Below are 11139 nucleotides of genomic sequence, written 5' to 3'. Positions count from 1 at the left end.
CACCATTGTCTACCTTCGGTACTGCTTAGCCGAGGGCCTTTTCTGCCGCTGCGACCAGCGCGCTGACCAGTGAATTCGCATCCTTGTCCGTGGCGAACTTGCCCACCGCGGACGAGATATCACCAGACCAGGAGATGCTGGCGGCCGCTCCGTGGGCGAGCGAGCTCACCACGGTGTCCTCAGCGAACGACTGGATCGCGGTCTGCTGGTACGCCGGGTAATCGCCGGCGTCAGCATCGGTGCGAGCCGGGATGGAACCCTTGGCCAAGTTGAACGCCTTCTGCCCGTCAGCCGAGCTGATGGTGGTCAGCCAGGCCTTGGTGGCCTCCTCGTGCGGTGCGCCCACTGTCAGCGTGAACGAGTCCGCCAGGAAGTCGAAGACGCCATCCGTGCCGGGTGTCGGCCAGGTCGTGTACTCCTGGTCGTAGGTCATTCCGGCCTGGGCGAACGCGGCCTCAGCCCAGTCGCCCATCAGGTTGTAACCGGCGTTCCCGTCGATCAGGATTTGCGTCGCCGCATCCCACTCGAGCCCGGCATAGTCGCTGTTCACGAAGTTCAGCAGCTCCCCGTAGTGCTCGACAGCCGTCTTGACGCCGTCACTGTCCCAGGCGGTGTCGCCGGTCCAGAGGCCGGAGTAACCTTCGGCGCCGAGGTCGGCGAGCAGGACGTTTTCGAGCAGCTGCATCTGGGTCCACTCGGTTCCGAGCGAGAGCGGCGACTCCACGCCGGCGTCCTTGAGGGTCTGCAGGTCATCGATCCAGGCATCCATGTCGGCTGGTGCCTCACTCGGATCGAGTCCTGCCTCCTCAAGCACCGCAGTGTTCACCCAGACCACGTTGGCGCGGTGGATATTGCTGGGCACAGAGTAGATCGCACCGTCGACCGTCAAGCGCTCGATGAGGCTCTCCGGGAAGACGTCGGTCAGTCCCTGCTCGTCGTAGAACGAGCTGAGGTCCTGCAGCTGGCCGGCATTGATGTAGTCGGTGAGTTCGGCTCCGGCGTGCGCCTGGAACGTGTCCGGCGGGTCGTTGGCCTCGAGGCGTGATGCGAGTGCTGCCTTGGCATTCGAGCCGGCACCACCGGCGACGGATGCGTTGATGAACTCCACGTCCGAGTTTTGCTCCCCGAAGACTTCGACCAGGGCGTCGAGACCGACCTTCTCAGAACCGGAGGCCCACCAGGTGAAGACCTCGACCTGGTCGGCATTCTCGGGATCCGGCGAGCCGCTATCGCCCGCGCATCCGGCCAGAGCGAGGCCGAGTGCGGCAGCTCCAGCGATTATTGACAATGACTTTCGCATGGGCAATTCCTCCGTTGGATTGCTGTGTGCCGGGTCCACGAACGAACCAGGTTCTGCCATTCAACAATGGAAACGTTCCCATAACAAGTTTGTCACTCGGATGGGGGCCAAAAAGATGCGGGACTGTGACTTCGTCAGGGATGCGTCTCGCCGGATCCGCGCGGGATCAGCGTGGTGCCGAGGCTGATTGTCTGCGTCGGCCCGGTGGCGCCATCGAGCCGAGCGAAGAGAAGTTCGGCCGCCGTGCGGCCCATGGCCAATGCGTCCTGGGCGACAACCGTGATGCCCGGTGTCATGGCATCCGCCAATTCGAAGTCGTCGAAGCCCACCAGGGCGGGCCGCTGCGGCAGCTTGGCCAGCTCGCGGAGGATCCCCACGGTCGACCGGTTGTTGCTGCAGAACAAGGCGGTCGGCGGATTAGGCAGGGCGAGCATTGTGGCGAGGGGCGCGGTGAAGTCGTAGAGGCCGTCCTCGCTCGAGTGCACCAGGGACGGGTCGAGCGGGATGCCGGCGTGCTCGAGCGCCTGGGCGTAGCCTCCCCGCCGATGGACGGTCGTGTACAGGCTCGCCCGGTCGCTGAAGAAACCGATCCGCCGGTGGCCGTGCGCGATGAGGTGCTCGACCCCGGTGCGAGCACCGCCAACGTTGTCGGTGAGCACGGTGTCCGCGTCGATGCCGGGCACCGGGCGGTCGACGAACACCATCTGAACGCCGGCGGCCAGTTCCGTGCGCAGGTAGCTGACGTCCTGGGAGTCGGACGGCGTGATGATCAGGCCGTCCACCCGCCGTGAACCGAATGCGAGGACCAGCTTCTTCGCCCGCTCGGCGTCCTGGTGCGACGACGCGGACAGCAGCAGGGAATCGCGCCCGAGCACCACCTCCTCCACTGCCTGGGTGAGCAGGGAGAAGAACGGGTCGGCGACGCTCTCGATGAGGAGGCCGATGCTGGCTGCGGCGCCCATTCGAAGGTGCCGGGCGAAGTCGTTGCGACGGAAGCCGAGCTCGATGATGGCGGCTTCGACCGCCTGCGTGCGTTTCGGGCTCACGCTGCCGTCGCCGTTGACGACACGCGAGACCGTGGAGAGGCCGACTCCGGCCCGCCGGGCGACATCGCGCATGGTCGCTCGCTGGCCACCGCGAACGCCGCCGGGAGACGACGTGATGCTGTCCTTCGTCATGTCACCTTTTTCGCGAGTTGCCGTGATTTCTTGGAAACGTTACCAAATGAATCCGTTCCAGCCGGAAACCGGCGACTAACGTGGAGCGGATGAACCTGCGCGACTCCCGGAAAGTGTCCCGCCGCTGGCCGCTGGTGAGCGGAATTGTGGCCGTCGTTCTTGCCGCAGCGCTCGGCGTGCTGATCGCGCAGCGCGCCGGCAACCTGCCATTCGAATTCGACACCGGCTGGATGGAAGAGGTGCTCGACGAGCGCTCTATCTGGCTTGACGTACCGGCCCGCGTGATGGACTGGCTGGGTGGCGGCCCGGTCGGCATTCTCGTGGTGCCGCTCGGCATCGTGGTGGTGCTGTGCCTGGCTCGCCGGTTCTGGGGGGCGGCGTACTACGCGATCGCGGCCGTGCTCAGTGTTGGACTGGTTCAGTTGCTGAAGGCGGTGCTCGACCGGCCGCGCCCTGAAGAGCTTCTGGTGGCGACGGATGCCGGTTCGTTCCCGTCCGGGCACGTCGCCAACGCGGCGACCCTGGCGGTCGTGGTCGCGATCATCGTGAACCGCTGGTGGGTCTGGTTCGTCGGCATCGGGTACGTCGTGCTGATGGCGCTCAGTCGCACCTACCTCGGGGCCCATTGGGTTAGCGACACCGCTGCCGGTGCGCTGATCGGCGCCGGGATCGCCGTGATCGTGTGGGCACCGTTCGCCTATCGCCTGGATCGGGAGCGACCCAGGCGGCGGTAGCAGCAGGCCTCGACCAGTCCGACCGGAGCCGATAGCGTGGCCGACATGAGAATCCTCCTGGTCGGTGCCGGCGGCGTCGGCAACGCGATCGCCAAGATTGCCGCACGACGAGACTTCTTCGATCTCATGGTGGTAAGCGACTACGACCTGGCTCGGGCGGAGGCCACGATCGCCTGGATCGAGCAGAAGCATCCCGACCGGGGCGAGCGTTTCATCGCCGCCCGCCTGGACGCATCCGACCCCGACAATGTGGCGGCACTGGTCAGGGACCACGGCGTCACGCACGTCATGAACGCGGTCGAGCCGAAATTCGTGCCGACCATCTTCGCCGGCGCCCTCGCCGCAGGCGCGGACTACCTCGACATGGCAATGAGCCTGTCTGAGCCGCACCCGACCAACCCCCACGAGGAGACCGGCATCAAGCTCGGCGACGACCAGTTCGCCCAGGCACCGGACTGGGAGAAGGCCGGTCGCCTGGCCCTGGTCGGGATGGGGGTCGAGCCCGGCCTGAGTGACGTCTTCGCCCGCTACGCCGCCGACCACCTGTTCAGCGATATCGATGAGCTCGGCACCCGCGACGGGGCGAACCTGGTCGTTCGCGATGAGGCGGGCAATGAGATCTTCGCGCCATCCTTCAGCATCTGGACCACCATCGAGGAGTGCCTCAACCCTCCGGTGGTGTGGGAGAAGCACCGCGGCTGGTACACGACTCCGCCGTTCAGCGAGCCGGAGATCTTCGAGTTCCCGGAGGGGATCGGCCCGGTCGAGTGCGTCAACGTCGAGCACGAAGAGGTGCTCTTGATGCCGCGGTGGCTGGACGCGAAACGGGTCACCTTCAAGTACGGACTCGGGGACCACTTCATCGGGATCCTGAAGACCGTGAACCAGCTGGGGCTCGACAAGACCGAGCCGGTGCAGGTGCGCTCGGCCGATGGTCCCGTCATGGTTTCACCGCGTGACGTCGTCGCGGCAGGTTTGCCCGACCCGGCCACGATCGGGCCACGGATGACCGGCAAGACCTGTGCCGGAGTGTGGGTCACCGGGACTGGAGTCGACGGGCATCCGCGGGAGGTATACCTGTACCACGTGAGCGACAACGAGTGGACGATGGCGGAGTACGAGTCGCAGTGCGTCGTCTGGCAGACGGCGCTGAACCCGGTCATCGCGCTCGAGCTGCTCTCCTCCGGGGCGTGGACCGGGCACGGCGTACTCGGCCCGGAGGCGTTCGACGCCACCGCATTCCTCGAGCTCATGGCCAGACCGGAGTCGCAGGGCGGTTACGGCCAGCAGTGGGGCATGGAAGATCGCCTGGCAGCCGATCGCTAGCGACGGGTCGTATGGCCGCGAGCCGTTCTCGGCACGGCGAGTCCGCCGCTGTGCAGGCACCTGACCGAAAACGCCTCGCGCGCGGTAACGGGCTGGACATAGGCTTTCGCTATGACGGATGCAGCGGCACAGGTTGAGGCAGCGAAGAAGGCTCTGGCGGACGCGGAGGCGGCGTTAGTGAAAGCCCAGGCGCAGGCCGAACAGGCCGCAGCCGAGCCCGGGAAGGAAGAACCGGCGGAAGCCGACTCCGGCCCGCTCGATGCGACAGCAGTGAACGCCATCCGGGCCGGCTACGCCATCGAGGGCCACGCCATCGAAGTGGGGGCACTGGTCAATGGTGAGGCGCTCGCCGACGTGCCGGTGCGCATCCCGATCGCCATGCTCAACCGCCACGGCCTGGTGGCCGGTGCGACCGGCACCGGCAAGACCCGTACCCTGCAGGTGATGCTGGAGCAACTGTCGACGCAGGGTGTGCCGGTGTTCGCCGCCGATATCAAGGGAGACCTGACCGGGGTCGCCACACCCGGTCCGTCGAGCGAGAAGCTGCTGAGGCGAACGGAGGGCATCGGACAGGACTGGGTGCCGGCATCCTTCCCCACCGAGTATTTCAGCCTGGGTGGTCTCGGCCACGGGGTGCCGATCCGGGCGACCATTTCCGGCTTCGGTCCCCTGCTGCTCTCCAAGGTGCTCGGCCTGAACGCCACGCAGGAGTCCTCGCTCGGGCTGGTCTTCCATTACGCCACGAACGCCGGCTATCCATTGGTCGATCTGGCCGACCTGCGCTCGGTGCTGCAGTACCTGACAACGGATGATGGCAAGGTCGAGTTGAAGAACCTGGGCGGCCTGTCGTCGGCGACGGTCGGGGTGATCCTGCGGGAGCTGATCACCTTCGGCGATCAGGGGGCGGATGTCTTCTTCGGCGAGCCGGAGATCGACACGGCCGACTTCATCCGCTCCACCGTGGACGGCAAGGGCGTGATCAGCCTGCTCGAGGTGCCGAGCGTGCAGGACAAGCCTGCGTTATTCTCCACCTTCCTGATGTGGCTGCTCGCCGACCTGTTCAATGACCTGCCAGAGGTGGGCGACCTCGACAAGCCCAAGCTGGTGTTCTTCTTCGATGAGGCACACTTGCTGTTCAACGGTGCCTCGAAGGAGTTCGTCGACTCGATCACCCAGACGGTGCGGCTCATCCGTTCCAAGGGTGTCGGCATCGTCTTCGTCACGCAGACGCCGAAGGATGTGCCGGGGGAGGTGCTCGAACAGCTGGGCTCACGCATCCAGCACCAGCTTCGTGCGCACACTCCGGATGCCGCGAAGGCATTGCGGGCGACGGTGTCGACCTATCCGCACTCCGGCTACGACCTGGAGGAAGTGCTCACCCAGCTCGGAACCGGCGAGGCGATCGTCACGGTCATGAACGAGAAGGGCGCGCCGACCCCGGTTGCCTGGACGCGCCTGCGAGCGCCACAGGGCTCTATGTCGCCGAGTGAGGACGCCGTGGTCGATGCGACGGTGAAGGCGTCCCCGTTGCTGCCGAAGTACGGTACGGTCGTCGACCGCGAGTCCGCCCACGAGATGTTGGCGGCGAAGATGAACGCTGCGGCCGCCCGCGCCCAGGCGGAGTCACAGGCTAAGGATGCGGCCAGGGCGCAGGCGGAGTATGACCGCATGCAGCGGGAATTCGAGAAGCAGCAGCGGGCGAACCGACCGCAACCGGCGCCGAATCGCCGCACGTCCACTCGGGCGCCGGACAACCCGTTGACCGACTTTCTCGGATCGCGCGAGGGTAGGTCGATCGTTGGCGCTGTGGTCAGAGGGATCTTCGGCACCTTGAAGCGTCGCTGAACTTCCGTGAGCATGATCCGCAGCTATCGCCCGACCGACCGGACGGATGTCTACGAGGTGTGCCGAAGGACGGCGGATGCCGGGAACGACGCCACCGGCAACTACACGGACGACGACCTCATGCCGGATATCTTCGCCGGGCCGTACCTGGAGTTCGAGCCGGAGCTGGCGTTAGTCGTCGACACCGGCCAGCGGGTGTCCGGGTACGTGCTCGCCACTTCGGATACCAGGGCGTTCGTCGAGTGGTACCGCCTTCAGTGGCTGCCGCGGCTGTCCCGATTCGAGCACGTCAGCCCGCCGCTGACGCCGGAGGACGCCATCGTCGACCTGGGCTACCGCCCCGAGCGGATGCTCATCCCTGAGGTCGACGACTTTCCGGCCCACCTGCACATCGACCTGCTGCCTGAGTTGCAGGGGCAGGGGTTGGGGCGTGAGTTGTTGCGCACCCTGCTTTCCGCACTGCGCGAGCGCGGCATCCGCGGTCTTCACCTGGGCATGGACCCGGCCAACCGGTCGGCGCGTGCATTCTACGACCGGCTCGGCTTCCGGGAGTTGCCGTCGAGCACGCCAACGGAACTGGTGCTCGGCATCGCAATCTGAGCGCCCAGCCGACGGCGCCTCGGTTTGTTGACCGCGAGGGGAACAAGGCGCCGCGCGGATGACAAACAGGCTCGCAGATAGCGGAGAAGATAGCGGAGTGGGGATATGAACTCGGGCTGTGGGCGCTGTGCTTGCACCCAACACGCTGGTTCTTGGCGGAGAATGGGGGATTCGAACCCCCGAGGGCTTGCACCCAACACGCTTTCCAAGCGTGCGCCATAGGCCACTAGGCGAATTCTCCTGGCAGTCGTGCGCTCGCGCGCTTTTCGACCTCCCACAGCATACGGGATAACCGCGAGAGCAGTTTCAGCTGCGGCTAGCATGGGACCGTGAGTTCGGTTCTGCGACCGACCGGTCGCCCTGGCAGTACACGTGCGCCCGAACGGACTCTTGTCGCCCGTCGGCTTCTTTTCCTGATCCCGGGCGGGGTCGCCCTCATCGGCGGGCTGGATGCCGCGCTGCTGCTTCTCGGCCTGCCGGCCCCCTTCACCACCGAGCGTCTTCCGCTGATCCATGCACCGCTGATGGTGTTCGCCTTCATCGGAACCCTGGTGGTGCTCGAACGGGCTGTCGCCGCCCGCCGCTGGTGGGGCTTCTTCGCACCGGCAGCGCTCGGCTTCGGCGGTCTCGCGCTGCTCTCGCCACTGCCGCTGGCCGTCGGGCAGGCCGGTTTCGTGGTCGGGTTCGTTGCGCTGCTTGCCGTCTACCGGGTGGTCTGGGCGCGCCAGCCGAGCATGGCCATCGCCATCCAGTCGCTCGGCGCAGTGGCCGGATTGGCATCCGCCATTTTGTGGCTTTCCGGCGTCGTCATCCCACTGCTCACACCGTCGATGACCGCGTTCCTGGTTCTCACCATCGTCGGTGAACGCCTCGAACTGGCTCGCGTCTCGCCGACCGTGAACGCGCAGGTGGAGCGTTCCGCGTTCGCCTGCGGCATCGCCATGGCGGTGACAGCGCTCGCCGCGCCGCTCTGGCCCTCGGTCGGTTACCCGTTGTTCGGTGTCGCCATGTTGGCCCTGGTCGTCTGGTTGTTCCGTCACGACGTCGCAACGCGGCTGGTGCGCTCCACCGGGCTTGCCCGCTACATGGCGGTGTGCCTGCTCCTCGGTTACGCCTGGCTGCTGGTAGCGGGAGGCATCTGGCTGGTCGGGGGGCCGGTGACCTCCGGCGCCGCCTACGATGCCGTGCTGCACTCGGTCTTCCTCGGCTTCGTGATGTCGATGATCATGGCGCACGCCCCGGTGATCCTGCCCGCGGTCATCCGCCGCCCGCTGCCGTACCGGTGGTTCCTCTACCTGCCGGTCGGGCTGCTGCACGTGTCGCTTGCCATTCGCGTGCTCGTCGGGGACGGTCGCGGTATTGCCGAAGTGGTGCAGTGGGGCGGGGCGCTGAACGTCGTAGCCGTGCTGCTCTTCGTGGTGCTCGCGGTAGCATCCGCAATCGCCGGAGCGCCCAAGGCAGCGCCCAGGGCCGAACGCGAGGGTGCACCGTGAACCGTCGCACCTGGTACCTGGCGATGAACTCGCTGATCGCGCTGTGGCTGGTTGCCGCCGCGGTGGTCGTGATCGTCCACCGGTTCGTTCCGGCAGGCGGCTGGCTGATGCTGCACCTGCTGCTGCTCGGCGCCGTCAGCACGGCCATCCTGGTCTGGAGCCAGCATTTCGCCGACACCCTGCTGAGGCGCACCGCCTGGGGCGGCCGCGCCTTCCACGGCGTGCGGCTGGCCGCCCACACGGTCGGTGCGGCTGCCGTGGTCGCGGGAATCGTGGCGGATGCCTGGCCTGTGGTTCTCGCCGGCGGCATCCTGATCGGCCTGAACGCCCTGGTGCATGCCGGAAGCCTTCTCGTGCAGGGGCGCGGTGGGCTGCCTGCCCGCTTCGCCCCGCTGGTTCGCTACTACGTGTTCGCCAGCCTCAGCCTGGCCGCCGGGGTGACGCTCGGTGTCATCCTGGCTCGCGCGTCGCTCCCGCCCGAACTCCATGAGCGTTTCGTGGTCGCCCACCTGGGCGCCAACCTCCTCGGCTGGGTCGGGTTGACTGTCATCGGCACGGTCATCCTGTTATGGCCGACCGTGCTGCACACCCGGGTGAGCGAGACGACGGATGCTTCGGCGAGGCGCGCCCTGCCGCTTCTCCTTGTCGGGGTGGTGGTCTTCATCGCCGGCAGCCTGATGGGCGTACCGCTGGTGGTCGCCGCCGCGGTGCTCAGCTACCTGGCCGGCTTCGGACTGGTGGTTGCCGAGGGCATCCGCTCCTGGCGTGCTGCGCCGGCAACCACCTACGCCGGTTGGAGCATCGCGGCGGCGGCCGGCTGGTTGCTGGTGTGCACGATGGCCCTCGGCGTGATCGTGCTGTTCGCGGACGGCTGGGAGGCAGCGGTCGACGGCCTCGACTGGCTGGTGGCGCCGTTCGCCGTCGGATTCGCCGCCCAGATCGTGTTGGGAGCGCTCAGCTACCTGCTGCCGGTCGTTCTCGGTGGTGGGCCGTTCGCGGCCAGGGCGTCGGCGGCCGAACTCGACCGCGGTGCGCTCTTCCGGGTGCTCGTCATCAATGCCGGTATCGCCGTCTACCTGCTGCCGGTGCCGAGCCTGGTCAAGGTTGTCATCTCGTTCGTCGTGTACACCGTGCTGCTGTCGTTCCTGGTGTTCGCGGTGCGCTCGGTGCTGGCGGGCAGGAAGTCGAGGGGCGGTCCGACCATTCCAGCGGATGCCGCCACTCGCAAGAACGCGGCCGGAACGAAGGCGGCACCGAAGCGGCACAGCGGGGCCGTGCTGATGACGGTGAGCACCCTCATCCTGGCGACAACGGTGGGCGTGGCACTGGACCCGGCGTCCGCGGGTCTGTCGACGGCGGTAAGTTCAGCCGTCGTGGAACCGACCGGTGACACCACCACCGTCGAAGTGTCCATGAAGGACATGCGCTTCACACCGGATGTCATCGAAGTGCCGGTTGGCGACCGCCTGGTGATCGAGCTGGCGAACGTCGACGACCAGGTGCACGACCTCGTGCTTCAGAACGGTACGACCTCGGGTCGTGTACCGGCCGGAGAGGCGGTCACTGTGGATGCTGGCGTGATCGCCGGCAACCTGGACGGCTGGTGCTCGATCGCCGGCCACCGCCTGATGGGCATGGTGCTGACCGTCATCGTGACCGGCAGCACCGCGGGCGATGATGTGCCTCCGTCTGCACACGACCACGGTGACTCGGATGAGCCCTCAGCCGCTGAAGACCTCGACTTGATGGCAGAACCCGAGCCAGGGTTCAAAGCGCGGGATGCCGTTCTGCCGCCGGCGGCATCCGCCACCGTCCATGACGTGACACTCTCGGCTGAGGACGTCGACGTGGAGGTGTCGCCCGGCGTCACGCAGACGCTGTGGACTTTCAACGGCACAGCCCCGGGGCCGACCCTGCGCGGCAAGGTCGGCGACCGGTTCAACGTGACCCTGGTGAACGATGGCGGGATCGGCCACTCGATCGACTTCCACGCCGGGTCGCTGGCCCCCGACCAGCCGATGCGAACCATCGATCCTGGCGAGAGCCTCAGCTTCAGTTTCACCGCGAACCGGTCCGGCATCTGGCTCTACCACTGCTCGACAATGCCCATGTCGGTGCACGTCGCCAACGGGATGTTCGGCGCCGTGATCATCGACCCACCAGGGTTGGATGAGGTCGACCGCGAATACCTGATGGTGCAGTCCGAGTACTACCTGGGTCCGCAGGGAGAGCCGGCGGATGCCGCCAAAGTGATGGCGAAAACGCCTGACCTGGTCGTCTTCAACGGGTACGCGAACCAGTACCAGCACGACCCGCTGGTGGTGAAGGTCGGCGAGCGGGTGCGGCTGTGGGTACTGGATGCCGGGCCCAACCTGGCGAGCTCATTCCACGTCATCGGCGGGCAGTTCGACACCGTCTACAGCGAGGGCGACTACCGGCTGAGGAACGGCGGCAGCACCGGAACCGGCGGGTCGCAGACGCTCGGGCTGCACCCGGCGCAGGGCGGGTTCGTCGAGCTGGTCTTTCCCGAAGCGGGCAACTACCCCTTCGTCACGCACGCGATGGCGGACGCCGAGCGCGGGGCATCCGGAATCGTCCGCGTCACCGGCTAGCCCGCATTGATAGTGCCCGTTCCGGAGGATAGTGCCTGTTTCGCGGGGCAC

At 66.8% G+C, this 11139-nt stretch carries 8 protein-coding genes and 1 tRNA gene; 6 read left to right on the top strand and 3 right to left on the bottom strand.

Annotated elements, in window-relative coordinates:
• Nucleotides 1–25: 25 nt before the first annotated feature.
• Nucleotides 26–1300 carry an ABC transporter substrate-binding protein gene (locus tag ACX3O0_RS09885; RefSeq protein WP_459088388.1) on the bottom strand — a complete coding sequence of 425 codons (1275 nt, stop codon included), beginning with the start codon at nucleotides 1298–1300 and terminating at the stop codon, nucleotides 26–28.
• A gap of 134 nt (nucleotides 1301–1434) precedes the next feature.
• On the bottom strand, nucleotides 1435–2478 hold the full coding sequence (locus tag ACX3O0_RS09880; protein ID WP_459107607.1) for a LacI family DNA-binding transcriptional regulator: 1044 nt from the start codon (nucleotides 2476–2478) through the stop codon (nucleotides 1435–1437).
• 89 nt (nucleotides 2479–2567) lie between these two features.
• On the opposite strand from ACX3O0_RS09880, the gene ACX3O0_RS09875 reads away from it, so the two are divergent.
• From ACX3O0_RS09875 to ACX3O0_RS09860, 4 genes are all read left to right on the top strand, one after another.
• Nucleotides 2568–3212 (top strand): phosphatase PAP2 family protein, encoded by a 645-nt coding sequence (locus tag ACX3O0_RS09875; RefSeq protein ID WP_459088384.1) that lies wholly within the window; start codon nucleotides 2568–2570, stop codon nucleotides 3210–3212.
• 45 nt (nucleotides 3213–3257) lie between these two features.
• Nucleotides 3258–4538, top strand: coding sequence for a saccharopine dehydrogenase family protein (locus tag ACX3O0_RS09870; RefSeq protein ID WP_459107606.1), 1281 nt, complete (start codon nucleotides 3258–3260; stop codon nucleotides 4536–4538).
• 111 nt (nucleotides 4539–4649) lie between these two features.
• Complete coding sequence (locus ACX3O0_RS09865) at nucleotides 4650–6383, top strand: helicase HerA-like domain-containing protein (protein WP_459088380.1); 1734 nt, start codon at nucleotides 4650–4652, stop codon at nucleotides 6381–6383.
• Between the two features lie 12 nt (nucleotides 6384–6395).
• Nucleotides 6396–6983: a GNAT family N-acetyltransferase gene (locus tag ACX3O0_RS09860; protein WP_459089810.1), complete on the top strand. Its 588-nt coding sequence runs from the start codon at nucleotides 6396–6398 to the stop codon at nucleotides 6981–6983.
• Nucleotides 6984–7136: 153 nt separating this feature from the next.
• Here the strand turns inward: ACX3O0_RS09860 and ACX3O0_RS09855 are convergent.
• Nucleotides 7137–7224 (bottom strand) — tRNA-Ser (locus tag ACX3O0_RS09855).
• Between the two features lie 88 nt (nucleotides 7225–7312).
• Between ACX3O0_RS09855 and ACX3O0_RS09850 the strand changes: the two genes are divergently transcribed.
• Both ACX3O0_RS09850 and ACX3O0_RS09845 read left to right on the top strand, forming a co-directional pair.
• Entirely contained in the window at nucleotides 7313–8476 is a 1164-nt protein-coding gene (locus tag ACX3O0_RS09850; protein ID WP_459107605.1) for a hypothetical protein, read from the top strand.
• Nucleotides 8473–11088, top strand: a complete 2616-nt coding sequence (locus ACX3O0_RS09845) for a multicopper oxidase domain-containing protein (protein ID WP_459107604.1) — start codon at nucleotides 8473–8475, stop codon at nucleotides 11086–11088. The genes ACX3O0_RS09850 and ACX3O0_RS09845 overlap by 4 nt, the downstream gene beginning before the upstream one ends.
• The last annotated feature ends 51 nt before the right edge of the window (nucleotides 11089–11139 follow it).

The sequence above is a fragment of the Homoserinimonas sp. A447 genome (genome assembly GCF_054489325.1).
The sequence above is the reverse complement of the archived record's forward strand: the minus strand, read 5'-3'. Positions and strand labels throughout refer to the sequence as shown.